The sequence below is a fragment of the Azonexus sp. genome (genome assembly GCF_041909095.1).
In the GTDB taxonomy this organism is placed as follows: domain Bacteria; phylum Pseudomonadota; class Gammaproteobacteria; order Burkholderiales; family Rhodocyclaceae; genus Azonexus.
Genome location: NZ_JAYREB010000001.1, coordinates 1,195,126 through 1,219,934 on the forward strand (window position 1 = coordinate 1,195,126; position 24,809 = coordinate 1,219,934).

Sequence of the window (24,809 nt, forward strand, 5' to 3'; positions counted from 1 at the left end):
TTCTGGTGAGGGTCACGCCTTGGTGGCGTGTTGTTTGATCTTGGCGAGCTTGCCGCGCAGGCCCTGGTCGACGAGGCCGGGGGCGAAACCGTTGAGCCAGGCGAAGAAGCGCTCCGGAAAGCCGATGTGGCCTTCGGCGACGTCGTTGGCGAGCATGGCCAGGACGTGTCGAGCGACTGTCTCCGGCGTGTCGGTGGCGCTGCCCAGGGCGCGGTTCAGGGCGCGCACCGCCGGCGGGTTGATCGGCGTGTCGATGGCGCGCGGGGCGACATGGATGACGCGCACCGTGCTGTCGGCAAGTTCGCGTCGCAACGCCTGGGAAAAGCCGCGCAGCCCGGCTTTCGCCGCCGAGTAAGCGGTGAAGCCGGCGAAGGGAACGCTGCCGAAGGTCGAGCCGATATTGACCACCGCCGCCTCCGGCTGTTGCGTCAGCCAGGGCAGCAGGGCCTGGGTCAGGCGGATCGGCGCGCCGAGATTGGTCGCCAGGATGCGCTCGACGTCGTTCCATTCCTGCTCGGCGAGCAGGCCGAAGCTGGCGACGCCGGCGTTGTTGATCAGGATGTTGGCGCCGAAGCTGCGGGCGGCCTGGACCGTGCTCTCGATGCCGCCGCCGTGCGTCAGGTCGGCTTGCAGCAACTGGTAGTCGCAACCGGCCGGCAGGTCGATGCGGGCCAGCGCCGCCGGGTCGCGGCCGGTCAGCAGCAGGGCGGCGCCGGCGTTGGCCAGCTCGCGCGCGAGCACCCGGCCGAGGCCGCCGTTGGCGCCGGTGAGGACGATGCGGGCGCCTTTCAGTTGCATGCTGCGACCTCGACCGGCAGGGCGTGGAAGATGTCACCGTAGAGCTTGAAGAAGACCTTGGCGGCGTGCAGCACGTCGGCCTGATCTTCCGGCGTCATCAGGTCGAGGATGTTGGCCAGGTGCTGCGTGTGTTCCTGGTCGAGCGTGCCGTGCGAGCGCAGGTAGGAGAAGGCCGTGTCGGGCAGGCCCAGCGCCGCCTGGATGCGGTCGGCGGCGTTGAGCGCGAGATCGACGCTGGTGCCTTCGAGGACGAAGACCATGCCGAAGAAGCCGGCCGGGTTGCCGCGGTTGATCAGGTCGTAGGCGTAGGCCACCATCAGCTCGGCCGGTAGCTCGGGGCGGCTGTTGCGCACCGCGTCGGCATTGCCACCGGCGGCGGCGATGTCGTTGAGGATCCATTCCTCGTGGCCGATTTCTTCCTCGATGTACTCGGCGACACCGGCGCGCATCCAGGACAGGCGCTCGGGCAGGCGGCCGCCGAGGGTCATCAGCAGCGGCGTCGTGTGACGTACGTGGTGGTAGGCCTGGGCCAGGAAGGCGAGATAGCTGTCGAGGCTGGCGCGGCCCTGCAGGCATTCGCTGATGATCGGCGCGGAGAGCAGGTAGGCGCGGGCCTGGGCGGTTTCGAACTTGAGCGTGTCGTAGAAGGACATCGGGGACTCCTCGGAAGAATGGAGCGCCGCCAGGGCGGCACGGTGATGGTCGATGATGGCTTGCCGGCGCGGCCGGCCGTTGCCGGTGGCCAGTCCGTTGGCCGGGGTGAAGGCGGGGCTGGCGATGAAATGGGCGATCTGCGCGTAATCCGGCAGGCCGGCGTTGGCGCGGGCGATGGCTTCGCCGAGCGCACCGTCGGCGATGCCGGGCAGCGGGACGACGATGGCGGTCAGGGCCGGCTGGCCGTCGCCGGTGACGACGGCCTGGATAATCTGCGGCTGGGCGAGCAGCGCCGCTTCGACCCATTCCGGCGAGACGTTGCGGCCGAACGAGGTGATCAGCAGGTTTTTGCGCCGACCCTGCAGATGCAGGTGGCCGTTGGCGTCGAGGCTGGCCAGGTCGCCAGTGGCGAAGGCGCCGTCGCTGGCTGCAGCCTGTCCGGTGTAGCCGAGGAAGGCGCGGGTGCGCACGCTCAGTTCGCCGTCCTCGATGCTCAGCTGGGCGTGGCCGAGCGGCCGGCCGACACCGTCGGCGTCGTCGCCGGGGCGGTTGATCGCCAGCACCGAGCCGCCTTCGGTCAGGCCGTAGCCCTGGTAGGCGGGAATGCCGAGGGCACGGGCGCCGGCCAGCAGGTCCGGGGCAACGCTGGCGCCGCCGACGGCGACGAAGCGCAGCAGGGAGGACGGCTGGCTACGGGTGAAACCGAGGTAAGTCGCCCACGCCTTGAGCAGTTCGGGCACCAGGATCATGCTGCCGGCGCCGCTTTCCTTGACCTTGCGGTCGAGCGCTGCCGGGTCGAAGCCTTGCATGCCGGCCCAGCCGAGTTCGGCCAGCGGCGGCAGGTGCACCGGCATGCCGCGCAGCAGCGGCGCATAGACGCCGGCTACGTTTTCCAGCAGCAGGGCCAGCGGCAGCACCGCCAGATGGCGTTCGAGCGGCAGGTCGGCGAGGCGCTCATGCACTGCGCGGGCGGTGTCGAGCAGGCCGTCGCGACTCAGGCAGACGCCCTTGGGCGCGCCGGTGCTGCCCGAAGTGAAGGAAATCTTGACGGTGCCCGGCGGTAGCGCGACCGGCTCGACGACCCGGCGCATCCAGGTCAGGCCCTGCCAGCGACCGGTGATGGCGAAGCCGAGGTCGAGGGCACCAATGCGTTCCGGCTGGTCGGTGAGCACGGTGTCGGCGCCGGCCTGTTCGAGGGCGTTCCGTAGTTGTTCGCCATGAAAGAAGGCGGGCAGCGGCAGGTGTACGCGGCCGGCGTCCTGGCAGGCGAGGTCGGCGATGATCCAGGCCGGGCTGTTGTCGGCGAGGACACCGACGACGCGGCTGCCGGCCAGGCGGTCGCGCAGGTTGAGCAGTTCGGCGACGATCTCGCCGGCATTCCAGCCACGTTGGCTGTCGAGCAGCAGCGAGGCGTCGGCCGGGCGGGTGGCGAGTTCGGCTTGCCAGGAAAAATCAGCCATGACGTTTCACCATTTCCAGGGCCAAGGCGATGCGGCCGGCGACGACGATCGGCCGGCTGTCGTAGTAGCTGCCCCAGTCGGCGGCGTCGGCGCCGAGACGCTCCGGGTCGGCCGGCGCCAGGGCCAGCGGCGGCAGGCCGAGGCGGCGGAAGATGCCGATCAGCTCGCGGGTGGCGGTAAAGGCCACCCACTCGTAACCGAGCCGGTCGAGGTGGCGGGCCAGGTTGAGGATGACATCGACGCTGCCGCCGGGGCGGTCGGCCGCCAGGTTGCCGACTTCGACGATCGCTTCGCGCTTCACCGGCTGGCCGGCCAGGCGGGCGACGGCGGCTTCGATCGGCTCGTCGAGGTAGGTTTCGAGGAAGAGCCGGTCTTCGCCGGCGCAACGCCAGCCAGCGGCGGCGGTGATGCGCTCGTTGTCTTCGAGCAGCATCAGGTTGGGGGCGAAGCTGCGCACCGTGGCGCCGTAGTGGCGGTGGAAGATGTCGCCGATGAAGGCTTCCGCCTGCGCCCGGCGCGGGGCGCCGACGATGGTGTGACGGACCGTCGATACGGGTCGGCGGGTCTGGAAAATCTTCTGGATGGCAGCCACGATGATGACCTCGGTGAACACTATGGCGCCAAGGATGCGGCCGGCAAATTAAAGGAAACTTAAGCATTTGCTTTTTTGCCAAGCGCGATTCGTCGCATGCGTTCCGGAAGTTTGCCGCTTGGGGCATCATTGCCCTTCCAACTGAAAAGTACCCGGGGGGGATATGGCATACACGCGCAACGTCGGCCTCAGCGCATCCGAGGACCGGATCGAGAAACTGATCGCCGAGCGGCTGGCGCCTGGCGCCGACAAGGACAAGATCGACGCCCGCATCTGGGATCTGTTCGGTGAGGAATGGGCGGTGATGTTTACCGACCTGTCCGGCTTTTCCAGCGGCGTTGCGTCGTTCGGGATCATCCACTTCCTGCAGTTGATCTACGAATCGCAACGCCTGCTCTCGCCGTGCATCGACGCCCACGACGGCATCCTGCTCAAGGTCGAGGGCGACAGCCTGCTGATCATCTTCCGCAATGTCGTCAAGGCGATCGAGTGCGCCGATGCCATGCAGCGCGTTTGTCAGGCCTACAACGTCGGGCGCGAGCCGGCGGAACGCATCGGCCTTTGCGTCGGACTCGGTTTCGGGCGGCTGCTGCGGATCGGCGACCGCGACGTCTATGGCAGCGAGGTCAACGCGGCGGCCAAGCTCGGCGAAGACATCGCCCGTGCCGGCGAGGTGCTGGTGACTGACGCCGTGCGCGATGCGGCGTCGGGTGTCTACGCCTTTGAGCCGATCGCCACCGTGCCGCCGGGGGCCAACGCGGCGTTCCGGATGGTCCGCTGAGGCGGGGCCGGGTCAGTCGCTGCCGGCGACGAGCGGCAGCCCGCTTTCCTCGTAGATCGCCGCGAAATCGGTGAGCAGTTCGACGCTCTTCAGTTCGACCGGGTCGCCGGCCGTCAGCGTGGCGAGTTGCCAGCCGATGTCGCCGCTGCGCCGGTGGATTTCGATTAGCGCTTGGTCCTGGCTGACGAGCACGTATTCGAGCAGGGTCGGCAGGCTGCGGTAGGCCTGCAGTTTTTCCCGGCGGTCGGTGGCGGCGGTGCTTTCGGAAAGCACCTCGACGATCAGGCGCGGGTTGTCGACCACCTGGTCGGCCGGGCTGACGCTCAGGTGCTGCGGGTCGCAGGTGACCAGAACGTCGGGGTAATAGATACTGTGCGTCTTGGCGACGCGCAGCTTGGTGTCGGCCATGAAGGCACGGCAAGGCGAACCGCGCAGATGGTTGCGCAACAGCGATGCGATGTTGAGCGCGATGACGTTGTGGCGCAGCGAGGCGCCGGTCATCGCGTGGATGCGACCGGCGACGTATTCGTGGCGCACCGGGCTGCGCACTTCGTGGGCCAGGTATTCGGTTTCCGTCACGTAGATGTCATCGGCGAGTTTCATGGCGCTCTCCTGCAGTCGACGGGAAAATTATGCGCTAAATCACCGTCTTAGTGGGCGGCTTCCCAGTTCGGCCCGACGCCGACCTCGACCACCAGCGGCACCTTCAGTTGCGCCACCTGGGTCATCAGGCGTGGCAGGTGGGTGCGGATTTCCATCAGCTCGGCGTCCGGCACTTCCAGTACCAGTTCGTCGTGCACCTGCAGGACCAGCTTCGACTGGCGGGCGGTCTGTTCCAGCCAGCCCTGGACGGCGATCATGGCGAGCTTGATCAGGTCGGCGGCGGTGCCCTGCATCGGCGCGTTGATCGCCGCGCGCTCTGCCGCCTGGCGACGGTTGCCGTTGCTCGAACGGATTTCCGGCAGCCACAGGCGGCGGCCGAAGACGGTTTCGACGTAGCCGTGCTCGCGCACCGTGGCGCGGGCTTCTTCCATGTAGCGGGCGACGCCGGGGTAACGGGCGAAGTAGCGGTCGATGTAGGTCTGCGCCGCGCTGCGCTCCAGGCCGAGCTGGCGGGCGAGGCCGAAGGCGCTCATGCCGTAGATCAGCCCGAAGTTGATGCTCTTGGCGACGCGGCGTTGATCCGGGCCGACTTCCAGCGGCGTGACGCCGAAGATTTCGGCGGCGGTGGCGCGGTGCACGTCCTCGCCGTGGGCGAAAGCGTCGAGCAGGCGAGCGTCGCCGGAAAGATGCGCCATGATGCGCAGCTCGATCTGCGAGTAGTCGGCCGAGACGATGCTGCTGCCCTCAGTGGCGACGAAGGCGGTGCGGATTTTGCGTCCTTCGTCGGTACGCACCGGGATGTTCTGCAGGTTGGGTTCGCTGGAAGCGAGCCGTCCGGTGACCACGGACGCCTGCGAGAAATGCGTATGCACGCGGCCGGTGTCCGGGTTGATCATGCGCGGCAGCTTGTCGGTGTAGGTGCCCTTCAGCTTCGACAGGCTGCGGTGTTCGAGCAGCAGCTTGGGCAGCGGGTAGTCGAGCGCCAGTTCGGAGAGCACTTCCTCGTCGGTCGACGGGCCGCCGGAGGCGGTTTTCTTCTTCACCGGCAGGCCCAGCTTGCCGAACAGGATTTCGCCGAGTTGCTTGGGCGAAGCGAGGTTGAACGGCTGGCCGGCGAGTTCGTAGGCCTGCGCTTCCAGCGCCATGATCTTCTGGCCGATCTCGTGGCTCTGGCGGGCCAGCGTGGCGCCGTCGATCAGGATGCCGCTGCGTTCCATCTGCCAGATCACCTGGCGGGCGGGCAGTTCGATCTCGTGGTAGATGCGCGAGAGGCCCGGCTCCTTGGCGAACTGCGGGTGCAATACCTCATGGACGCGCAGCGTGACGTCGGCGTCCTCGGCGGCGTAGGTGGCGGCGCGCTCGATGTCGACCTGGTCGAAGCCGATCTGCTTGGCACCCTTGCCGCACAGGTCCTCGTAGGCAATCGTTGCGAGGCCGAGATGGCGGCTGCATAGCTGGCCGAGGTCGTGGCCCTTGTCGGATTCGATCACGTAGCTCTGCAGCATGGTGTCGTGGGCGATGCCGGCCAGCGTGATGCCATGGTTGGCGAAGACGTGCTGGTCGTACTTGGCGTTCTGCAGCACCTTTTTGTGTGCGGCGCTTTCCAGCCAGGGTTTCAGCTTTGCCAGCACTTCGTCGCGCGGCAACTGCTCGGCGACGCCGGGACCGTTGTGGGCGAGCGGGATGTAGCAGGCTTCGCCGGGCGTGATCGACAGCGAAAGGCCGACGATGCGGGCGGCGAAGCTATCGAGGCTGGTGGTTTCGGTGTCGAGCGCGGTCAACGACGCGGTTTCGATCTTTTTCAGCCAGCTGTCGAAAGCCGCCCAGGTGAACACGGTGTCGTAGCGGACCTCGCTCGGCGCGGCGGGTGGCGCGGCAGCTTCTTCGCTGGCTGGAGGCGCGTCGCTGTCGAGTTCGCGCGTCCAGGTGCGGAAGTTGTAGCGGGTGTACAGTTCGCGCAGCGTGTCGCGGTCGCGCGATGTGGCGGTCAAGGCGGTCGGTGCCGGCAAATCGGGCAGGTCGCAGACGACGGTGACGAGCTTCCTGCCGAGCGGCAGGAAGTCGAGGTGGTCGCGCAGGTTCTGGCCGACCACGCCGCTGATCTTGTCGGCGTTGGCGACGACTTCGTCGAGCGAGCCGTATTGCGTCAGCCATTTGACGGCAGTCTTCGGCCCGCACTTGGCGACGCCGGGGACGCCGTCGACGGTATCGCCGACCAGCGCCAGGTAATCGACGATTTTTTCCGGCGGCACGCCGAACTTGGCTTCGACGCCGGCGGCGTCGAGCATTTCCTCGCTCATCGTGTTGTACCAGCGGACATGCGGGCCGACGAGCTGGGTCAGGTCCTTGTCGCCGGTGGAAATCAAGGTATCGATGCCGTCGACCGCAGCTTTGGTCGCCAGCGTACCGATTACGTCGTCGGCCTCGACGCCGTCGACGCACAGCACCGGCCAGCCGGCGGCGGCGATGGCGGCGTGGATCGGCTCGATCTGGGCGCGCAGGTCGTCGGGCATCGGCGGGCGATGCGCCTTGTATTCGGGATACCAGTCGTCGCGGAAGGTCTTGCCCTTGGCGTCGAAGACGACGGCCTTGTAGTCCGCCTTGTGGTCGCTTTCCAGACGACGTAGCATGTTCAGCACGCCATACAGCGCGCCAGTCGGCTCGCCGGCCGGATTCCGCAGGTCGGGCAGGGCGTGATAGGCGCGGTAAAGATAGGACGAACCGTCCACCAACAAGAGAAGAGGCATGGGATGACCGAGAGCGATAAACTGGTGATGGGGATCGAGACCGAGGCGCTGCTGAAAAGCGCGACGGCCCGCGAGTCCTGGCGGATTTTCGGCATTATGTCAGAGTTCGTCGAGGCCACCGACCGCCTGGCGGCGATCAAACCGGCAGTGACGATCTTCGGTTCGGCCCGGGTCAAGGAAGGCACGCCGTACTACGACCTCACCGAGCGGATTTCCCGCCTGCTCTCCGATTCCGGCTTCTCGGTGATCTCCGGCGGTGGCCCCGGCATCATGGAAGCGGCCAACAAGGGCGCCTTTCACGGCAAGTCGCCGTCGGTCGGCCTCAACATCCAGTTGCCGCACGAGCAGCAGAGCAATCCCTACCAGGACATCTCGCAGACCTTCCGCCACTTTTTCGCGCGCAAGTACATGTTCGTCCGCTTCGCCAGTGCCTACGTCGTCATGCCCGGCGGCTTCGGCACGCTCGACGAGTTGATGGAGGCGCTGACCCTGATCCAGACCGGCAAGGCGCGCAAGATTCCGTTGATCCTGGTCTGCTCGGATTTCTGGAAGGGGCTGATCGACTGGTTCAAGGACACGCTGGTGCGCGAGAAGATGATCGACCCCGAGGATACCGAGCTGATCCAGATCATCGACGACCCGGAAAAGGTCGTCGAAGCCATCTTCAAGCACTACGAGGCGCGCCCGTTCAGCCCGTTGCCGAACGAGCGGGAGATGATGCTCAACCTGTAATAAAATGGTCGGCATACCGAAAGGAAAAAACATGCGCCGTCTCCTCCCCATCCTGCTCTTCGCCGCCTTGCCCGCCTGGGCGCAAAAGGGCGATCTGCAACCGCTGCCCGCCGTGCCGCCGCCACCGCCGGAAATGGAGCCCTTCGACGCGGCGCTTGAGCCGCAGGTGACCATCGTCCGCAACGACAAGGAAACGCGCGAGGAATTCCGCGCCAACGGCAAGCTGTACATGGTCAAGGTGACGCCGACACACGGCAAACCTTATTACCTGGTCGATCGCCAGGGCGATGGCGTGATGGTCGAAAGCGAGATCAATCCCAACCCGGTGCGGCCGCCGATGTGGGTCATCCATAGCTGGTAAGCCTTGTCCGTCTACACCACGGTCGGCCGCGCCGAACTTGCGGCCTGGCTGCGGCCGCTCGCCGCCGGCGAACTGATTGAGCATGCCGGCATCGCCGCCGGCATGCAGAATTCCAACTATTTCGTGACGACGGCTCGCGGCCGCTTCGTGCTGACGCTGTTCGAAGCGATCGACCCGGCGGCGCTCGATTTCTACCTGCGCCTGCAGGCGCATCTGGCCGACGCCGGGCTGCCCTGTCCGCGGCCGCTGGCTGACGCCGCCGGCTGCCTGTGGCGGCCGTTGTGTGGCAAGCCGGCGGCGCTGCTCACCTGCTTGCCCGGGCGCGCAGTCGACACTCCTGATGCGACGCAATGCCGTCGCGTCGGCGCCGCGCTCGCCCGCCTGCATCTGGCTGCGGGCGACCTCGCCGGGGCGCCGGCCAATCCCTGCGGCGCCGCCTGGTGCCAGGCGCTGGGGGAAAGCCTCCTGCCTCTGCTGTCGGCCGCCGATGCCGCGCTGCTTGCCGACGAACTGGCTTTCCAGTCGCGGCAGGACCGCTCGGCGCTGCCACAGGGCGTGATCCACGCCGACCTGTTCCGCGACAACGTGCTATGGCGCGACGATGGCGAACTCGGCGGCCTGCTCGATTTCTATTTTGCCGGCGTCGATGCCTGGTTGTTCGACTTGGCGGTGGTCGCCAACGACTGGTGCGGCGACGTCGGGCGACTGACGGCGCTGATCGACGGCTATACCGGGGTGCGCCCGCTGACGGCGGCCGAAAGGAGGGCCTGGCCGGCCTTGCGGCGGGCGGCGGCGCTGCGTTTCTGGCTGCTGCGTCTTGATGCAAAATTGCGCCCGCGTGCCGGCGAAGTGGTGACGATCAAGAATCCGGACGATTTCAAGACCCTGCTGCTGCACTTGCGCCTTGCCGCCGACGCGCTCCCCGGCTAGCATCCGGGCATGAGCGAAAGTCCGCAATTTCCGATTTCCCCCGCGCCGTTCAAGGGCGACAGCCGCGAGGTTGATGCCGGCGCCTGTTTCGACTGGCTGGCCCAGGGCTGGGCGATGTTCCTCGCCCATCCCGGCATCTGGCTAGGGGCGAGCATCCTGCTGCTGGTCATCCTGATGGCCATTTCCATCGTTCCGCTGTTCGGGCAGATTGCCGCCCACCTGCTGGTGCCGCTGTTCGGTGCCGGCATGTTGCACATCTCGCGCACCATCGCCGACGGCGGCGAACCGCAGATCGGCGACCTGTTCGCCGGTTTCCGCCGGCAGGCCGGGCAATTGGTGATGGTTGGCGTCTTTTTCGCCATCGGTGTCTTCGGCATCGCACTGATCGCCTTCCTGCTGATCAGCGGTGGCTTGCTGGGCGGGGCGATTTCCGGGCGGATCGGTGGCTTCGGCATCGCCTTCGGCGGTTTCATGCTGGCCGGCCTGCTCGTCATGCTGCTTTCGGTGCCGGTCATCATGGCCACCTGGTTTGCGCCGGCGCTGGTCTATTTTCACGACATGCCGGCGCTGGCCGCAATGAAGGCGAGTTTCGCCGCCGGGGCGAAGAACTGGCTGGTGATGGTGATCTTCGGCACCTTCCTGGTGGTGGCGGCCTTCTTCGCCATGTTGCCGCTCGGGCTTGGCTTGCTGCTGTGGCTGCCGATCTTCTCGGCCGCGGTCTACGCGTCCTATCGCGACATCTTTGCGGGAGCCTGACCGATGCGCGCGCAGACGCTCCCGGCAGCCAGCGGCTGGCAGTGGGTCCTTGGCGGCTTTGCCATCTACCGCCGTAACCCGCTGATGCTGTCGTTGCTGGTCATCACCTACTGGTTCATCGTCGTCTTCCTCAACCTGTTTCCGATGGTCGGTGCGCTGGCCGCGTCGCTGGTCATCCCCGGGCTGTCGGTCGGCCTGATGCAGGCGGCGCGCAACACCGAACGCCATCTGCCGGTCGCCATCCAGACCCTGTTCGGCGGTTTTCGCGACAACACCCGGACCCTGCTCGTGCTCGGTGCCCTCTACCTGCTGGCCACCTTTGCCGTGCTCGGCCTGTCGACCATTGCCGACTCCGGTGCGCTGCTCAAGTACATGCTCGCCGACAGCCGTGCCGAACGCGCGCTGGTCGAGGATGCCGACTTCAGCTTGTCGGCGCTGATCGTCGCCGCCGGTATGGTGCCGGTGTTGATGGCCTGGTGGTTCGCGCCGGTGCTTGCCGCCTGGCACCGTCTGCCGCTCGGCAAGTCGCTGTTCTTCAGCTTCGTCGCCTGCCGGATGAACTGGCGGCCCTTCCTGGTATATGGGCTGGGGCTGCTGATCGTCGCCGCCATGCTGCCTGGTTTGGCGCTGGGACTGCTGCTCAGCCTGTTGCCTGGCCTGCAGGAGCTGGCAACGACACTGGTCACGCTGCTGATGGCGCTGGTCATCGCGCCGACCGTGTTCGCCAGCTTTTACGTCGTTTATCGCGACATCTTCGGCATCTCCGAAATTGTCTGAGCCGCTGGCGATTTTTGGCGGCACCTTCGACCCGGTGCATTTCGGGCACCTGCGCCTGGCCGAGGAATCGATCGCCCATCTCGGCCTGGGCGGCGTGCGCTGGCTGCCGGCCGGCAACCCGCCGCACCGCGGGGTGCCGCAGGTCACCGGCGAACAGCGGCTGGCGATGGTGCGCCTGGCCACCGCCGGCAATCCCCGCTTCACCGTCGATGCGGCGGAAGTCGACGCCAGCGCGCCGAGTTACACGGTGCACACGCTGGAACGCCTGCGCGGCGAACTCGCTGCCGCCCGGCCGCTGGTCCTGCTTGTCGGCGCCGATGCCTTCGCCGGTCTGGCGGGCTGGCACCGTTGGCGTGACATCCTCGAACTTGCCCACATCGCGGTCTCGCACCGCCCGGGTTTCCCGGTCGAAGCCGCCAGCCTGCCGGCAGAACTCGCCGCCGTCTTCCAGCAGCGCCGGCTGGCCGACGCGAGTGGCCTGCGTAGCGCGCCGGGCGGCGGGATCGTCACTTTCGCGATGACCCAGCTCGCCATTTCGGCGACGCAGATCCGCAAGCTGCTGGCCAACGGCCTGTCGGCGCGTTATTTGCTGCCGGATGCCGTTCTCGACTATATTCGCGCCCATTCCCTTTACAGAAATTCCTGATGGACATACGCAAGCTGCAGAAAATCGTCGTTTCCGCCCTCGAAGACATCAAGGGCAAGGACATCGAAGTGATCAACACCACCAAGCTGACCTCGATGTTCGATCGCCTGGTCATTGCCACCGGCGATTCCAACCGCCAGGTCAAGGCGCTGGCCCGCAACGTCCAGGAGAAGGTGCGCGAGGCCGGCGGCGAAATCGTCTCGGTCGAAGGCGAGGACGCCGGCGAGTGGGTGCTGGTCGATATCGGCGACCTGGTCGTCCATGTCATGCAGCCGGCGGTACGCAGCTATTACAACCTCGAGGAGCTCTGGCAGGTGACACCGGCCCAGCGGCGCAAGCTGGCGGACGTCGCCGCCGGCGAATGAAGCTGGCCATCCTCGCCGTTGGCCACCGGCAACCCGCCTGGGTTGACGCCGGTTGCGCCGAATACCTCAAGCGCATGCCGCGCGAAGCGGTGGCCAGTGTCGTCGAGATCAAGCCCGAACCGCGCGGCTCGAAAACCCGCGAACAACTGCTCGCCGCCGAACGCGGGCGGATCGAGGACGCCCTGCCGACCTCCTGCCGCCTGGTCGTCCTCGACGAGAAGGGCGATGACCTGACCACCATGAAGCTGGCCCAGCGGCTCGAACACTGGATGCAGGACGGGCGCGACGTCGCGTTGCTGATCGGCGGCGCCGACGGTATCGACGAGGCGCTCAAGCAGCGCGCCGCCGAGAAGATCCGCCTGTCCAGCCTGACCCTGCCGCATGGCATGGCGCGCCTGTTGCTGTGCGAGCAGTTGTATCGCGCGGTCAGCGTACTCAAGAACCACCCTTACCACCGGGAAGGCTGATGCGTCTCTACCTTGCCTCGCGCAGCCCGCGCCGGCGCGAACTGCTGCACCAGATCGGCGTCGAGTTCGACACCCTGATCGGCGACGTCGACGAAAGTCCGCTGCCCGGCGAGCCGGCCGCCGCCTACGTCGAACGCGTAACGCGGGCGAAGGCGGCGCACGGCCTGCACTTGCTCAAGGAGCGTCACCTGGTCGCCCATCCGGTGCTGGCCGCCGACACCACGCTCGAATTCGCCGGCGAGATCATTGGCAAACCGGTCGATGCCGCCGACGCCGAGGCCATCCTGCACCGCCTGTCCGGGCAGACGCATCGCGTCCTGACCGGCGTCGCCGTCGCCGATGCCGAGCGCTGCGCCTTCATCCTGTCGGTCAGCGCAGTCACCTTCCGCGTCCTCTCCGATGAGGAGATCCGCCATTACGTCCTTTCCGGCGAGCCGATGGACAAGGCCGGCGCCTACGGCATCCAGGGGCGGGCTGGCTTGTTCGTCGCCCATATTTCCGGCAGCTACACCGGCATCATGGGCCTGCCGGTGTGTGAAACCGGCGAGTTGTTAAAGCAGTTCGGCTGGCGTTTCTGACCTGTCTGCAGGCCGTGCTTGCCGGCACCGCCGCGGCTCGCTACATTGCTCCTCATAACGACACACGAGGAGAGACATCATGGGCTTGTTTTCGCTGTTGTCCGGCGATACGTCGGTAGCACGGCCGACAACCGGGGCGCCTCAGGCGGGCCAGCCGCAGAGCGGGCGTTTCGACTGCAATGCGCTGCCAGACAGCTTCGGCCAGCTCGGCGTCGCTGGGGAGGCAGGGCTGCTGCTTTCCTTCGTGCCACCGGAAACCGACTTCTCGCGGGTCAGCGCCGCCTGGCAACGCCTCTCCGCCAGTGGTCGCACGGTCCTCAGCCTGTCGTCGACCGGCGCCCTGTGCGGCCAGGCCGGCGCTTCGCCCTACTGCGAGATGCAGGGCACGCAGGGTAGCTGGCTATGGCTGCCGCAGGGCCTGATCGCCCGTCACGAAGTGCATGTCGTCGACCTCCACATCAAGGACACGGCCACCGCCAGCCAGCGCGTCGCCGCCATCCGCCGCGAACTGGAGAAAATCCGGCCGGGGATTCCGCTGTCCGGTGAGCGCAGCTTCGCCCTCGTCTTCTGCGACGGGCTGTCCGCATCCGAAGGTTTTCTGATGCAGGCCTGGTACCAGAGCGGGCAGTTTCCCTGTCTGGCGATCGGCGGCTCCGCTGGTGGTAGTCTCAATTTCAACGGTACCTACATCGGCGCCGGCGGTTCGGTGCTGCAGGGCAAGGCGGTGCTGGTCTTCTGCCAGATGGCGGAAGGCAAATCCTTCGCGCCGTTCAAAAGCCAGAATTTCGAGCCGACCCAGCAAAGCTGGCTGGTCGCCGAGGCCGATCCGGTCGCCCGTACCGTTACCTCGCTGTTCGGCAGCGACGGCCGGCCGCAGCCCATCCTCGATGTGCTCGCCGGCCATTTGCGCTGCAGTCCGGGCGATCTGGCCCGGCAACTGGAAGGCAAGACCTTTGCGGTCAAGGTCGAGGACGAGTACTTCATCCGTTCGGTTGCGGAAATCCGCAGCGACCGCATCGCCTTCTTCTGCGACCTCGAATTCGGCGACCGCCTGCACCTGCTCAAGGCCACCGATTTCATCGCCGCCACGCGCAACGACTGGCAGCAGTTCGTCAGCCGCCACGGCCGGCCGAGCGCGGTGCTGCTCAACGACTGCGTGCTGCGCCGCGTCGGCAACAGCGGGCGTCTCGCCGAGGCGCGCTTCTTCGACGACGTGCCGGCCGCCGGTTTCTCGACCTTCGGTGAAATCCTTGGCGTGCCGATCAACCAGACCCTGTCGGCGCTCGCCTTCTTCGATCAGCGCAACGAGGCGATGGCCCGCTTTCCGGTCGATTATGCGGCCTACGCCGGTCATTACGCGCAGCGTGCGCTGCATCGCTGGGCGGCGCTCAACGGCATCCAGACCGCAGTGACCGAGCGCGTCGTCGATTACCAGCAGGCGATTGCCCCGCTGCTTGCCGCGTTGCCGCAACTTGAGCAGGCGACCCTGCGCCAGGCCGATACGCTGGACATCGCCCAGCGCAGCATCCGCTCGATCAGCGAGGCTGCCACCCAGACGCGTTCGGCGCAGTCGCGGCTGGGCAGCGAGCTCGACGACCTCGAACGCATCTCGCAGGGTATCAGCCAGATCACCGGCGGTATCGGCGCGATTGCCGACCAGACCAACCTGCTGGCCCTTAACGCCGCGATCGAGGCGGCGCGCGCCGGCGAGGCCGGGCGCGGCTTCGCGGTCGTTGCCGACGAAGTGCGCAAGCTCGCCCAGTCGGCGAAGGACCAGGCGCAGGCGACGACCAAGAGCATCAGCGAAGCGGTGACGACGATCGCCAAGATTCGCGCGGTGGCCACCGAAACCGTCGGCACGACGCAGGAAATGGCCGACAAGAGTACGGTCGCCGCCGACCAGATCGTCAACATGAGCCAGAACGCCGGCACCGAACGCGACGAATTGAAGGCCAGTCTGGCCCGCCTTGAGGAACTGGCGCAGGGGATGGAAGCGATGCAGGAGGCGGTCGAACAACTGACCTTGTTGCAGCGCCTGGCGACTTCCTAAACCGCCGCCAGGATACGGCGTGCTGCTTGCAGCGCGCCGTCCGGCTGTGGTCGGGGCGGTGCCGGCAGCGCCAGCAGGGCGTCGATATCGCCGCCGAGCTGGCCGTCCTGCAGGCGCTCGGCGCAAACCTCGCGGCAGCGGTCGTGGGTTTGCAGCCAGTCGATCAGGCAATCCTGTTCCGGCCAGTCGGCGCGCCGCTGGTAAAGCACCGGCGTGCCATTGCAGGCGGCTTCGGCGAAAGTGCCGTAGCCGGGCTTGGTGATCACGGCATCGGCCGAAGCGAGCAGGTCGGTGAAACCCAGGTTCAGGCTTTCGAACGCCACCGCGTCCGGATGCCGGCACTGCCAGGCGGCGGGCAGCAACCAGCGTGTGCCGGGCAGGCGCGGCCAGGCGTCGACCGGCAGGCGGTGGTCGAAGCCGCCCAGCGCAATCAGGATGTTGCGCCCGGTGCCGAGTCCGAGATCGTGCCGGGTGCCGCGGGCGGCGATCGGGGCGATGCTTTCCAGGCGGGGGAGATCGGCCATCGGCATGCCCGGCGTCAGGCGCAGGAAAGTATCGGCGTCGCGATAGGCGGCGAGGATCTGGGCGTGGATCGGCGCCGCCCACGGTTCATTGCCGAAGAAATGGGCGAACAGGTCGGCCCAGTTCAGCGGACAGACCGCCAGCGCCGGTATGCCGGCCAGCTTCGCCCCGGCCAGCGGCAGGTAGGCGACGTTGCTGAGGACCACGTCAGGCGCCAGCGCGCGCAGGAAATCCGCTTCGGTGGCGACGCGCAGTGGCCAGTCGGTGTGCGCGGCGCGGTAGGCGGCAGCGCTGGCCTCCCGGTCGATGCGCAGGGCGTCGTGCATGACGTAGCCGAAGTCGCTGGCGGCGGCGATCAGCTCGAAGGGCGGCACGATCCGTTCGCGCAGCTTGCTCTCCGGGACGCGGCTGCGCACGGTCAGGCGCAGGTCGGGAGTGATTTCGGCCAGCGCGTTGAGGATGGGCGCGCTGATCGCCAGATGGCCGAGGCCGTGGGCGGTGATGTCGGCAAACAGGTGCATGCTTCAGTCGGGTTCCAGTAGCTTGGGTTCGGGGTGGCGGAAGCGCTGGCGATACTCGGCCGGGCTGAGCCCGACCTGGCGCGCGAACAGGCGACGGAAGGCCGAGCTGTCGCGGTAGCCGACCGTCTCGACGATGCGCTCGACGCTGTCACGCGTCGTTTCCAGCAGTTCGCGGGCGTGTTCGATGCGTAGCGCCTGCAGGTAGGTGAGCGGCGGCATGCCGGCGGCGGCGACGAAACGCCGGTGCAGGGTGCGGTAGCTGACGGCCAGCGCGGCAGCGAGTGCCTGCGTGCTGACGTCCTGGCTGGCGTGGCGGCTGAGCCAGCCGGCGGCGGCGTCGATCAGCGGGTCGGCGAAGCGCTGCGGCAGCGATTTGAACGGCCGCTGCGAACGGCGGGCGCCGTCGATCAGCATGATGCCGGCGACCTGGCGGGCGAGCGGGGCGCCGAACAGGCGGCGCAGGACATGCAGCGAGAGGTCGACATGCGCCGTCATCGCCCCGGCGGTAATGGTCGGGCCGGCGTCGACCAGCGCCTGGTCGGCGTCCAGTCGAACGCGCGGATAGCGCTGGCGGAAAGCCTCGGCCAGCCACCACGGGGTGGTTGCCGGGCGTCCGTCGAGACGGCCGCTTTCGGCGAGAACGAAGCTGCCGTAGCAACTGGCGGCGACCAGGCGATCCGCCGGCAGCGCCGCCAGCCGCTGGATCGCCGGCTGCCAGACGGCGCCGAGCTGGCGCACCAGGTCGGCGAAATCCGCCGCGAAGAAGCCGGAGACGAGGATCGCCGCGTAATCGTCCAGGCGCTCCGGCAGCGCCGTCGTCTGCAGACGCAGGGCCGGCGCCAGCGCGATTTCGCCGCCGCTGGCCGAGAGCAGGTCGAGCCGGCAATCGGCGGCGGCCGGATGACGGCGGGCGACGGCGACCATGTCCAGCGTGCTGGTGACGCTCGATGGCGTGGAACCGGGGGCGACGAGGAGGGCGGTCATGGCAGATTCGGCATGAAGAATGTCAATTATGCCGCTGTCGGCGCCTCTTGCCGACGCGCATCATTGCCCTGCCCACTGACACGGAGATTGCCATGACCACCAACGCCTTCACCATCCTCCAGCGCTTCGCCCCGCCGGCGCCGCCGAACCGGCTTGCCGACAGCGTGCTGCTGATCATCGACGCGCAGCGCGAATACCTCGACGGCCACCTGGCCTTGCCCGGCATCGGCCCGGCGCTGGCTGCAGGTGCCAGCCTGCTGGCGCGTGCCCGCGCGGCCGGCACGCCGGTCGTGCACGTCCTGCATCGCGGCGCCGGGCCGCTGTTCAACCCGGAGACGCCGGCTTACCAACCGCTTGACGAAATGCAGCCGCTGCCCGGCGAAAGCGTGGTCAACAAGACGCTGGCCGACGCCTTCGCCGGCACCGAGCTGCAGGCGGTGCTGGAGGCGACGGGGCGGCAGAACCTGATTGTGATCGGCTTCATGACGCACAACTGCGTCAGCTCGACGGTGCGCGCGGCAACCGGGCGCGGCTTTCGCTGCACCGTCGTCGCCCCGGCCTGCGCCACCCGGCCGCTGCCGGACGGGCAGGGCGGGGTGATGGCCGCCGAACTGTTGCATGAGGCCAGCCTGATCGGCCTTAGCGACACGCAGGCGGTGATCGTCCGCGACGTCGCCGCGATTCCAGACTAGGGCGTGTTCACAGCAAGCAGCCCGCTGGTTACTGTGAATACGCCCTGAACCTCAGCGGTTCTTGAACGCCGGTTTGCGTTTCTCGACGAAGGCAGCCATGCCTTCCTTCTGGTCTTCGAGCGCGAAGGCCGAGTGGAAGACGCGGCGTTCGAACAAGAGGCCTTCGTTGAGCGAGGACTCGAAGGCGCGATTGACCGACTCCTTGATCATCATCACCACCGGCAGCGAATAGCCGGCGATGGTGGTCGCGGCCTTCAAAGTTTCTTCCAGCAGTTGCTCGGCCGGGATGACGCGGGCGACCAGGCCGGCCTTCTCGGCTTCGGCGGCGTCCATCATGCGCGCGGTCAGGCAGAGGTCCATCGCCTTCGCCTTGCCGACGGCGCGCGGCAGGCGCTGCGTGCCACCGGCGCCGGGCAGGGTGCCGAGGCGGATTTCCGGCTGGCCGAACTTGGCCGTATCGGCGGCGAAGATCATGTCGCACATCATCGCCATCTCGCAGCCGCCACCCAGCGCGAAGCCGGCTACCGCAGCGATCACCGGCTTGCGCGTGGTCTTGATGCGCTCCCAGTTGCGGGTGATGAAGTCGGTCTTGTAGGCGTGCATGTAGTCGAAGTCCTTCATGAAGCCGATATCGGCGCCGGCGGCGAAGGCCTTCTCGTTGCCGGTGAGGACGATGCAGCCGATGGCCTCGTCGGCTTCGAAGGCGTCGATGGCGGCGGCGATGCCGTCGACGACATCGTTGTTCAGCGCGTTCATCGCTTCCGGCCGGTTGATGCGGATCAGGCCCACCTTGCCGTGGACTTCGCTCAGTACGACGTTGCTCATTGGATTCTCCTGGATGTTCTTGTTGAAGTCTGGCGCCGCATTGTCCGGCGCACGACAGTTGACGTTAACGTTAACCTGCTAAGCTGTCACGAAAAACCATCCCGGAGGAGACAAGATGACCTACCCGATCGAAGCCGCCCCGCTGTGGCGTCCCAACCCGGCCACCGTCGGCGATACCCGCATGGCTCAGTTCATGCAGGCGACCGGCTACGGCCGCTACGCCGAACTGTGGCAGTGGTCGGTCGATAAGCCAGAGGAATTCTGGCCGCAGGTCTGGCGCTTCTGCGCTGCCGTCGGCGAGCGCGGCGAGACAGTGCTCGAAGACGGCGGCAAGATGCCCGGCGCGCGCTGGTTTCCGCAAGCGCGCCTGAACTACGCGGAAAACCTGTTGCGCCACGCCGACGACGGCGAGGCGCTGGTGTTCTGGGGCGAGGACAAGGTCAAGCGGCGCATGAGCCGCAGCGAACTGCGCCGCGAGGTCGCCCGTTTCCAGCGCTTCCTGATCGACGCCGGCGTCGGTGAAGGCGACCGCGTCGCCGGCTACCTGCCCAACCTGCCGGAGACGCTCGCCGCGATGCTGGCGACGACGGCGCTCGGCGCCATCTGGTCGTCGGCCTCGCCGGATTTCGGCGTGCAGGGCGTGCTCGACCGCTTCGGTCAGATTGCACCCAAGGTGCTGGTCTGCGTCGATGGCTACTGGTACAACGGCAAGGCGGTCGATTGCCTGGTCAAGAACGCGGAAGTCGTGGCGCAGATGCCGTCGCTGGTGAAGACCGTGGTCGTGCCGTATCTGAGCAACGCACCGGAAATTGGCGCTATCGCCAACGCTGTCGCCTGGCCGGCACTTCCGGAAGCAGACGCGGCGACGATGCCGGTGTTCAAACGGGTCGCCTTCGACCATCCGCTGTTCATCATGTACTCGTCCGGTACTACCGGTGTGCCCAAGTGCATCGTCCATTGCCACGGCGGCGTGCTGCTGCAACATCTCAAGGAGCATGTCCTGCACAGCGACGTGCGCCCCGGCGACCGCCTCTTCTACTTCACCACCTGTGGCTGGATGATGTGGAACTGGCTGGTTTCCGGGCTGGCTGCCGGCGCCACGCTGCTGCTTTACGACGGCTCGCCGTTCGCGGCTGGCGGCAAGGTGTTGTTCGACTACGCCGAAGCCGAGCGCATGACCCACTTCGGCACCTCGGCCAAGTTCATCGACGCCGCCGCCAAGCAGGGCCTGACGCCGGCGCGCTCGCACGACCTGGGCGCCTTGCGGGCGATGTTCTCGACCGGCAGTCCGCTGTCGCCGGAAGGTTTCGACTGGGTCTATCGCGAGGTCAAGGAAGACTTGCCGCTGGCCTCGATCTCCGGCGGTACCGACATCGTTTCCTGCTTCGTCCTCGGCAACCCGGTGCTACCGGTCTATCGCGGCGAGATTCAATGTCGCGGGCTGGGCATGGCGGTCGAGGTGTTCGACGAGGACGGCCGGCCGCTGCGTGGCGAGAAGGGCGAACTGGTGTGCACCCGGCCGTTCCCGGTGATGCCGGTGGGGTTCTGGAACGATGCCGACGGCAGCAAGTACCGCGCCGCCTACTTCGAACGCTTCGACAACATCTGGTGCCATGGCGATTTTTCGGAACTGACCGCGCACGACGGCATGATCATCTACGGCCGCTCCGACGCGACGCTCAATCCGGGCGGCGTGCGCATCGGCACCGCCGAAATCTACCGCCAGGTCGAGCAGTTGCCGGAAGTGCTGGAGTCATTGGTGATCGGCCAGGACTGGCCGCCGGGCAGGAACGACGACGTGCGCGTGGTGCTCTTCGTCAAGCTGGCCGAGGGCGCCGTGCTCGACGCTACGTTGATCGAGCGGATCAAGCAGCAGGTCCGCGCCAACACGACGCCGCGCCATGTGCCGGCGAAGGTCGTCCAGGTGACGGACATTCCGCGCACCAAGTCGGGCAAGATCGTTGAACTGGCAGTGCGCAACGTGGTGCACGAGCGGCCGGTGAAGAATGTCGAGGCGCTGGCCAACCCGGAGGCGCTGGAAGGTTTCCGGCGGCGCCCCGAACTGGCCGATTAACCGCGCCCGGGCAGCGCCTGCAGGGCGCGCCGGCCCCACTGGCGGAGCAAGGCCGGCATCCGGACCTTGCCGGCCGGCACTTCGACCCAGCGATGGAAGGCCATGCCGGCGCCAATGCAGGCACCCCAGGTGACCAGCGTCCACCAGGTGATCGCCGCCGCGTCGCGCGGGGCGCTGTTGGCGAACAAGGTGTTGGCGAGCAACAGAACCGGGAAATGGACCAGGAAGACCGAGTAGGAAATGCGCCCGAAAAAGGCTGCCAGCCGCCCTTGCGGCCAGCGTTCGAGGAGGCCGCTGCGCCGGCTGAAGGCGAGCAGCAGCGCCAGCGTCAGGGCGATCGCGATGCGCAGGCGGAAATCCTCGACCAGCGCGGCGATGCCGACGGTAGCGATGAGTCCCAGCCAGAGCCGCAGCCGGCCGCGCGCCGACGCCCACCAGGCAGCAGCGCCAAGGCCGTAGGAACCGAAGAAGTAGATCGCCCAGTTGTCGAGGCTGCTGTCGCGGTTGAAATGAAACAGCGAAACGATCGCCAGCCCGAGCACCGCCAGCAGCGCGCCGGGTGGCTTGCGGCCCAGCCACAGCAGCAGTGTCATCAGGGCGAAAAGCTGGAAGTCGATGGCGACGTACCAGACGCCGGCCGACAGTGATTCGGCGCCGAGCACGCCATGCAGCAGGAAGACGTGGGCCAGCCACTGGCCGAAGGTGGCGCGGTCGGGAACCGCCGGATCGTCGAGCCACTGGTCGGCGATGGCCGAAACGATGACGGCGATGCTGATCGCAGTGACGAAGGGCAGGGCGAGCCGCAGGTAGCGGCGGCCGATCAGTGGCAGCGGGTTGCCGGCCAGCAGGCGGCCTTCCGGCGCCAGGCCGCGGGCGGCGAGAAAACCGGCGCAGACGAGGAAGACCTGGACTGCCATGCGGCCGTAATCGACCAGCCATTCGGCAACTTCCGGGAAGGTGGCGCCGAAAGCCACGGCCAGCGGGCCGTAGAGCGCGAAATGGTGCAACAGGACAAGCTGCGAGGCGCCGGCCTTGAGTGCATCAAGCAGAGGCATGCGCGAAGTTGTCGGTTTCATGACGGTAATATTACGCCAACTGCTGCGGTGCACAAAATCCGTTTCAGAACAAGCGGCTGACGAATGAGCCGGCGTGCCCGGCGGGCAGGTCGATCCACACCGTGTGGCCGCTGCCTGGGGCGACGGCGACGGCTTCTCCGGCCGCGTTTTCCATGCGGCCGATGCGCAAGCGCAGGTTGCCCTGCGGATGTACGCATTCGACGTTGTCGCCGAGCGCGAAGCGGTTCTTGACGGCAACCTGCATCAGGCCGCGCGTCGCGTCGAAAGCGACGGCGTCGCCGACGTACTGGCTCTTGTCCGACTCGGAATGGCCGCGCAGGTAGTTCTGGTAATCGGCGTCGTGGTGGCGTTGGTAGAAACCGTCGGTGTAGCCACGGTTGGCGAGGTTTTCCAGTTCGCCGAGCAGGCTCGGATCGAACGGCCGGCCGGCGACGGCGTCGTCGATCGCCCGGCGGTAGGCCTGGCAGCTACGAGCGACGTAGTAGGGGCTCTTGGTGCGGCCCTCGATCTTCAGTGAATCGACGCCGATCTCGGTCAGCCGATGGACGTGTTCGATGGCGCGCAGGTCCTTCGAATTCATGATGTAGGTGCCGTGCTCGTCTTCCTCGATCGGCATCAGCTCGCCGGGGCGCTGGCGCTCTTCAAGCAGGATTTCCTGTTCCGGATTCTGGTAAAAATTGACCGGCTGACCATCGGAAGTCGATACCTTGTAGTCCCAGCGGCAGGAGTTGGTGCAGCTGCCCTGGTTGGGATCGCGGTGGTTGAAGTAGCCGGAAAGCAGGCAGCGCCCGGAGTAGGCGATGCACAGCGCGCCATGGACGAAGACTTCGAGCTCGATGTCCGGGCATTGCTGGCGGATTTCCGCGACTTCGTCGAGCGACAGTTCGCGCGACAGGATGACGCGGCTGATGCCCATCTTCTGCCAGAACCTGACCGCCGCCCAATTGACCGTGTTCGACTGTACCGACAGGTGGATGACTTGTTCCGGCCATTGCGTGCGCACCATGTCGATCAGGCCGGGGTCGGACATGATCAGCGCATCCGGCTTGAGCGCGATCACCGGCGCCATGTCGTCGAGATAAGTCTTCAGCTTGGCGTTGTGCGGGTAGATGTTGCTGACGACGAAAAACTGTTTGCCGGCGGCATGCGCCTCGGCAATCGCTTCGCCGAGGATACCCAGGTCGCCGAACTCGTTGTTGCGCACGCGCAGGCTGTAGCGGGGTTGGCCGGCATAGATCGCGTCGGCGCCGAAGGCGAAGGCGGTACGCATCATTTCGAGCGAACCGGCCGGGGCGAGGAGTTCTGGCGCCTTGCGCATAGTAAAATCTTGAAAAACCGAGAATTCTACCCTCATGACTGAAGAAATCCTGATCAACTTCACGCCCCAGGAGACCCGCGTTGCCGTGATGCAACAGGGGGTCGTCCAGGAGCTGCACATCGAACGCACCGCCAGCCGCGGCCTGGTCGGCAACGTCTATCTCGGGCGCATCGTCCGTATCCTGCCCGGCATGCAGTCGGCCTTCGTCGACGTCGGCCTCGAACGCACCGCCTTCCTGCACGTCGCCGACATCTGGCAGCCGCGCGAGACGGCGACCGAACGGCCGATCGAGAAAATCCTCGCCGAAGGCCAGAGCATAGTCGTCCAGGTGGTCAAGGACCCGATCGGCACCAAGGGGGCGCGGCTGACGACGCAACTGTCGATCGCCGGCCGCATGCTGGTCTATCTGCCGCAGGAAAAGCACATCGGCATCTCGCAGCGCATCGAATCGGAAACCGAGCGCGAGTTGCTGCGCGAGCGCCTGACCCGGCTGGTGCCGGCCGACGAATCGGGCGGTTTCATCGTCCGGACGATGGCCGAGAACGCCAGCGACGAGGAATTTGCCACCGACATCGCCTACCTCAAGAAGATCTGCGCCGACATCCACCAACGTTCGCGCAGTTGCGCGCCGCCCAGCCTGCTCTACCAGGAGCTGTCGCTCGGCCAGCGCGTGCTGCGCGACTTCGTCAATCCGGAGACGACGCGCATCGTCATCGACTCGCGGGAGAATTTCCAGAAGCTGTCGCTGTTCGCCGGCGAATACACGCCGGCGGTGCAGTCGCTGCTCGAGCATTACACCGGCCAGCGGCCGCTGTTCGACCTGCACGGCGTCGAGGACGAAATCCAGAAGGCGCTGGCTCGCCGCGTTGACCTGAAGTCCGGTGGCTACCTGATCATCGACCAGACCGAGGCGATGACGACGATCGACGTCAACACCGGCGGCTTCGTCGGCGTGCGCAACTTCGACGACACCATCTTCAAGACCAACCTTGAAGCGGCGGTGACGATTGCCCGCCAGCTACGTTTGCGGAACCTCGGCGGCATCATCATTGTCGATTTCATCGACATGGAAAACGAGGAGCACAAGAAGTCGGTGCTGGAGGAGTTCAACAAGGCGCTGTCGCGCGACCACACGCGGCTGACGGTGAACGGCTTCACCCATCTCGGCCTGGTCGAGATGACGCGCAAGCGCACCCGCGAATCGCTCGCCCACGTGCTGTGCGAGCCGTGCCCGACCTGCGGCGGTCGCGGCGAGGTGAAGACGGCGCGCACCGTCGCCTACGAGATCCTCCGCGAACTGCTGCGCGAGGCGCGCCAGTTCAACGCCCGCGAGTACCGCATCCTGGCCGGGCCGGCCGTCGTCGACCTGTTCCTCGACGAGGAGTCGCAGTCGCTGGCGATGCTTTCCGACTTCATCGGCAAGGCGGTTTCCCTGCAGTCCGAACCGAGTTATTCGCCCGAGCAGTACGACATCGTCCTGATGTGAGATAGCCAAGGAGA

23 protein-coding genes and 1 pseudogene are annotated in these 24,809 nt (G+C 66.8%); 14 read left to right on the forward strand and 10 right to left on the reverse strand.

Translation table 11 applies throughout. The features are described 5' to 3' along the window. Positions 1-12: 12 nt before the first annotated feature. Genes ACE3OV_RS05715 through ACE3OV_RS05725 form a run of 3 tightly spaced genes read right to left on the reverse strand, consistent with a single transcriptional unit; the run spans position 13 to position 3,525 of the window. Positions 13-798 (reverse strand): SDR family oxidoreductase, encoded by a 786-nt coding sequence (locus tag ACE3OV_RS05715; protein WP_374325905.1) that lies wholly within the window; start codon positions 796-798, stop codon positions 13-15. Next, positions 789-2,912, reverse strand: coding sequence for an AMP-binding protein (locus tag ACE3OV_RS05720; protein ID WP_374325907.1), 2,124 nt, complete (start codon positions 2,910-2,912; stop codon positions 789-791). Before ACE3OV_RS05720 ends, ACE3OV_RS05715 begins: the two co-directional genes overlap by 10 nt. Continuing rightward, positions 2,905-3,525 (reverse strand): thermostable hemolysin, encoded by a 621-nt coding sequence (locus ACE3OV_RS05725; RefSeq protein WP_374325909.1) that lies wholly within the window; start codon positions 3,523-3,525, stop codon positions 2,905-2,907. The genes ACE3OV_RS05720 and ACE3OV_RS05725 overlap by 8 nt, the downstream gene beginning before the upstream one ends. Positions 3,526-3,667: 142 nt before the next feature. Here ACE3OV_RS05725 and ACE3OV_RS05730 point away from each other — a divergent pair, with 142 nt between their 5' ends. Continuing rightward, the gene (locus ACE3OV_RS05730; RefSeq protein ID WP_374325911.1) at positions 3,668-4,285 is read left to right on the forward strand and encodes an adenylate/guanylate cyclase domain-containing protein; all 618 of its coding nucleotides are present in this window, start codon (positions 3,668-3,670) and stop codon (positions 4,283-4,285) included. A 12-nt stretch (positions 4,286-4,297) separates the two neighbouring features. On the opposite strand, the gene ACE3OV_RS05735 is transcribed toward ACE3OV_RS05730, so the two are convergent. Then, positions 4,298-4,888 carry a Uma2 family endonuclease gene (locus ACE3OV_RS05735; protein ID WP_374325913.1) on the reverse strand — a complete coding sequence of 197 codons (591 nt, stop codon included), beginning with the start codon at positions 4,886-4,888 and terminating at the stop codon, positions 4,298-4,300. A 47-nt stretch (positions 4,889-4,935) separates the two neighbouring features. Beyond that, entirely contained in the window at positions 4,936-7,635 is a 2,700-nt protein-coding gene (gene polA / locus ACE3OV_RS05740) for a DNA polymerase I (RefSeq protein ID WP_374325915.1), read from the reverse strand. A 3-nt stretch (positions 7,636-7,638) separates the two neighbouring features. On the opposite strand from polA, the gene ACE3OV_RS05745 reads away from it, so the two are divergent. The 10 genes and pseudogenes from ACE3OV_RS05745 to ACE3OV_RS05790 all read left to right on the forward strand — a co-directional run. Next, the gene (locus tag ACE3OV_RS05745) at positions 7,639-8,367 is read left to right on the forward strand and encodes a TIGR00730 family Rossman fold protein (protein WP_374325917.1); all 729 of its coding nucleotides are present in this window, start codon (positions 7,639-7,641) and stop codon (positions 8,365-8,367) included. A 31-nt stretch (positions 8,368-8,398) separates the two neighbouring features. Continuing rightward, positions 8,399-8,728: a DUF2782 domain-containing protein gene (locus ACE3OV_RS05750; protein ID WP_374325919.1), complete on the forward strand. Its 330-nt coding sequence runs from the start codon at positions 8,399-8,401 to the stop codon at positions 8,726-8,728. Positions 8,729-8,731: 3 nt separating this feature from the next. Next, positions 8,732-9,658 (forward strand): homoserine kinase, encoded by a 927-nt coding sequence (locus ACE3OV_RS05755; RefSeq protein ID WP_374325921.1) that lies wholly within the window; start codon positions 8,732-8,734, stop codon positions 9,656-9,658. Positions 9,659-9,667: 9 nt separating this feature from the next. After that, a complete protein-coding gene (locus ACE3OV_RS05760; protein ID WP_374325923.1) occupies positions 9,668-10,414 on the forward strand; it encodes a BPSS1780 family membrane protein in 747 nt (248 codons plus the stop codon). Positions 10,415-10,417: 3 nt separating this feature from the next. Then, complete coding sequence (locus ACE3OV_RS05765) at positions 10,418-11,191, forward strand: BPSS1780 family membrane protein (RefSeq protein ID WP_374325925.1); 774 nt, start codon at positions 10,418-10,420, stop codon at positions 11,189-11,191. Further along, a complete protein-coding gene (gene nadD / locus ACE3OV_RS05770; RefSeq protein WP_374325927.1) occupies positions 11,184-11,837 on the forward strand; it encodes a nicotinate-nucleotide adenylyltransferase in 654 nt (217 codons plus the stop codon). Before ACE3OV_RS05765 ends, nadD begins: the two co-directional genes overlap by 8 nt. Further along, on the forward strand, positions 11,837-12,202 hold the full coding sequence (gene rsfS, locus ACE3OV_RS05775; protein WP_374325929.1) for a ribosome silencing factor: 366 nt from the start codon (positions 11,837-11,839) through the stop codon (positions 12,200-12,202). The genes nadD and rsfS overlap by 1 nt, the downstream gene beginning before the upstream one ends. Continuing rightward, the gene (rlmH, locus tag ACE3OV_RS05780; protein WP_374325931.1) at positions 12,199-12,669 is read left to right on the forward strand and encodes a 23S rRNA (pseudouridine(1915)-N(3))-methyltransferase RlmH; all 471 of its coding nucleotides are present in this window, start codon (positions 12,199-12,201) and stop codon (positions 12,667-12,669) included. Before rsfS ends, rlmH begins: the two co-directional genes overlap by 4 nt. Then, complete coding sequence (locus ACE3OV_RS05785) at positions 12,669-13,247, forward strand: nucleoside triphosphate pyrophosphatase (protein WP_374325933.1); 579 nt, start codon at positions 12,669-12,671, stop codon at positions 13,245-13,247. Before rlmH ends, ACE3OV_RS05785 begins: the two co-directional genes overlap by 1 nt. A 241-nt stretch (positions 13,248-13,488) precedes the next feature. After that, a pseudogene (locus ACE3OV_RS05790) lies at positions 13,489-15,297 on the forward strand (methyl-accepting chemotaxis protein); the annotation flags it as partial. Here the strand turns inward: ACE3OV_RS05790 and ACE3OV_RS05795 are convergent. Both ACE3OV_RS05795 and ACE3OV_RS05800 read right to left on the reverse strand, forming a co-directional pair. Next, positions 15,294-16,340 carry a hypothetical protein gene (locus ACE3OV_RS05795; RefSeq protein WP_374325934.1) on the reverse strand — a complete coding sequence of 349 codons (1,047 nt, stop codon included), beginning with the start codon at positions 16,338-16,340 and terminating at the stop codon, positions 15,294-15,296. The pseudogene ACE3OV_RS05790 and the gene ACE3OV_RS05795 sit on opposite strands and share 4 nt — an antisense overlap. A 3-nt stretch (positions 16,341-16,343) precedes the next feature. Beyond that, positions 16,344-17,324 carry a GlxA family transcriptional regulator gene (locus ACE3OV_RS05800; protein ID WP_374325936.1) on the reverse strand — a complete coding sequence of 327 codons (981 nt, stop codon included), beginning with the start codon at positions 17,322-17,324 and terminating at the stop codon, positions 16,344-16,346. Between the two features lie 92 nt (positions 17,325-17,416). On the opposite strand from ACE3OV_RS05800, the gene ACE3OV_RS05805 reads away from it, so the two are divergent. Then, positions 17,417-18,016, forward strand: a complete 600-nt coding sequence (locus tag ACE3OV_RS05805; RefSeq protein ID WP_374325938.1) for an isochorismatase family protein — start codon at positions 17,417-17,419, stop codon at positions 18,014-18,016. A 51-nt stretch (positions 18,017-18,067) separates the two neighbouring features. Here ACE3OV_RS05805 and ACE3OV_RS05810 read toward each other — a convergent pair whose 3' ends face one another. Next, on the reverse strand, positions 18,068-18,841 hold the full coding sequence (locus tag ACE3OV_RS05810; RefSeq protein WP_374325940.1) for an enoyl-CoA hydratase: 774 nt from the start codon (positions 18,839-18,841) through the stop codon (positions 18,068-18,070). 115 nt (positions 18,842-18,956) lie between these two features. Between ACE3OV_RS05810 and ACE3OV_RS05815 the strand changes: the two genes are divergently transcribed. Next, positions 18,957-20,915, forward strand: a complete 1,959-nt coding sequence (locus ACE3OV_RS05815; protein ID WP_374325942.1) for an acetoacetate--CoA ligase — start codon at positions 18,957-18,959, stop codon at positions 20,913-20,915. Here the strand turns inward: ACE3OV_RS05815 and ACE3OV_RS05820 are convergent. Together ACE3OV_RS05820 and yegQ are read right to left on the reverse strand one after the other, a co-directional pair. Beyond that, entirely contained in the window at positions 20,912-21,970 is a 1,059-nt protein-coding gene (locus ACE3OV_RS05820) for an acyltransferase family protein (RefSeq protein ID WP_374325944.1), read from the reverse strand. The genes ACE3OV_RS05815 and ACE3OV_RS05820 overlap by 4 nt on opposite strands. A 64-nt stretch (positions 21,971-22,034) precedes the next feature. After that, the gene (yegQ, locus tag ACE3OV_RS05825) at positions 22,035-23,309 is read right to left on the reverse strand and encodes a tRNA 5-hydroxyuridine modification protein YegQ (protein ID WP_374325946.1); all 1,275 of its coding nucleotides are present in this window, start codon (positions 23,307-23,309) and stop codon (positions 22,035-22,037) included. Positions 23,310-23,343: 34 nt separating this feature from the next. Here yegQ and rng point away from each other — a divergent pair, with 34 nt between their 5' ends. Further along, positions 23,344-24,795 (forward strand): ribonuclease G, encoded by a 1,452-nt coding sequence (gene rng / locus ACE3OV_RS05830; RefSeq protein WP_374325947.1) that lies wholly within the window; start codon positions 23,344-23,346, stop codon positions 24,793-24,795. The last annotated feature ends 14 nt before the right edge of the window (positions 24,796-24,809 follow it).

What these genes read in the sequence shown, in the direction of transcription:
- ACE3OV_RS05715 (WP_374325905.1), bottom strand. Translation starts at nt 798, where the DNA reads ATGCAACTGAAAGGCGCCCGCATCGTCCTCACCGGCGCCAACGGCGGC.
- ACE3OV_RS05720 (WP_374325907.1), bottom strand. Translation starts at nt 2,912, where the DNA reads ATGGCTGATTTTTCCTGGCAAGCCGAACTCGCCACCCGCCCGGCCGAC.
- ACE3OV_RS05730 (WP_374325911.1), top strand. Translation starts at nt 3,668, where the DNA reads ATGGCATACACGCGCAACGTCGGCCTCAGCGCATCCGAGGACCGGATC.
- ACE3OV_RS05735 (WP_374325913.1), bottom strand. Translation starts at nt 4,888, where the DNA reads ATGAAACTCGCCGATGACATCTACGTGACGGAAACCGAATACCTGGCC.
- polA (WP_374325915.1), bottom strand. Translation starts at nt 7,635, where the DNA reads ATGCCTCTTCTCTTGTTGGTGGACGGTTCGTCCTATCTTTACCGCGCC.
- ACE3OV_RS05745 (WP_374325917.1), top strand. Translation starts at nt 7,639, where the DNA reads ATGACCGAGAGCGATAAACTGGTGATGGGGATCGAGACCGAGGCGCTG.
- ACE3OV_RS05750 (WP_374325919.1), top strand. Translation starts at nt 8,399, where the DNA reads ATGCGCCGTCTCCTCCCCATCCTGCTCTTCGCCGCCTTGCCCGCCTGG.
- ACE3OV_RS05760 (WP_374325923.1), top strand. Translation starts at nt 9,668, where the DNA reads ATGAGCGAAAGTCCGCAATTTCCGATTTCCCCCGCGCCGTTCAAGGGC.
- ACE3OV_RS05765 (WP_374325925.1), top strand. Translation starts at nt 10,418, where the DNA reads ATGCGCGCGCAGACGCTCCCGGCAGCCAGCGGCTGGCAGTGGGTCCTT.
- rsfS (WP_374325929.1), top strand. Translation starts at nt 11,837, where the DNA reads ATGGACATACGCAAGCTGCAGAAAATCGTCGTTTCCGCCCTCGAAGAC.
- rlmH (WP_374325931.1), top strand. Translation starts at nt 12,199, where the DNA reads ATGAAGCTGGCCATCCTCGCCGTTGGCCACCGGCAACCCGCCTGGGTT.
- ACE3OV_RS05785 (WP_374325933.1), top strand. Translation starts at nt 12,669, where the DNA reads ATGCGTCTCTACCTTGCCTCGCGCAGCCCGCGCCGGCGCGAACTGCTG.
- ACE3OV_RS05795 (WP_374325934.1), bottom strand. Translation starts at nt 16,340, where the DNA reads ATGCACCTGTTTGCCGACATCACCGCCCACGGCCTCGGCCATCTGGCG.
- ACE3OV_RS05800 (WP_374325936.1), bottom strand. Translation starts at nt 17,324, where the DNA reads ATGACCGCCCTCCTCGTCGCCCCCGGTTCCACGCCATCGAGCGTCACC.
- ACE3OV_RS05805 (WP_374325938.1), top strand. Translation starts at nt 17,417, where the DNA reads ATGACCACCAACGCCTTCACCATCCTCCAGCGCTTCGCCCCGCCGGCG.
- ACE3OV_RS05810 (WP_374325940.1), bottom strand. Translation starts at nt 18,841, where the DNA reads ATGAGCAACGTCGTACTGAGCGAAGTCCACGGCAAGGTGGGCCTGATC.
- ACE3OV_RS05815 (WP_374325942.1), top strand. Translation starts at nt 18,957, where the DNA reads ATGACCTACCCGATCGAAGCCGCCCCGCTGTGGCGTCCCAACCCGGCC.
- ACE3OV_RS05820 (WP_374325944.1), bottom strand. Translation starts at nt 21,970, where the DNA reads ATGCCTCTGCTTGATGCACTCAAGGCCGGCGCCTCGCAGCTTGTCCTG.
- yegQ (WP_374325946.1), bottom strand. Translation starts at nt 23,309, where the DNA reads ATGCGCAAGGCGCCAGAACTCCTCGCCCCGGCCGGTTCGCTCGAAATG.
- rng (WP_374325947.1), top strand. Translation starts at nt 23,344, where the DNA reads ATGACTGAAGAAATCCTGATCAACTTCACGCCCCAGGAGACCCGCGTT.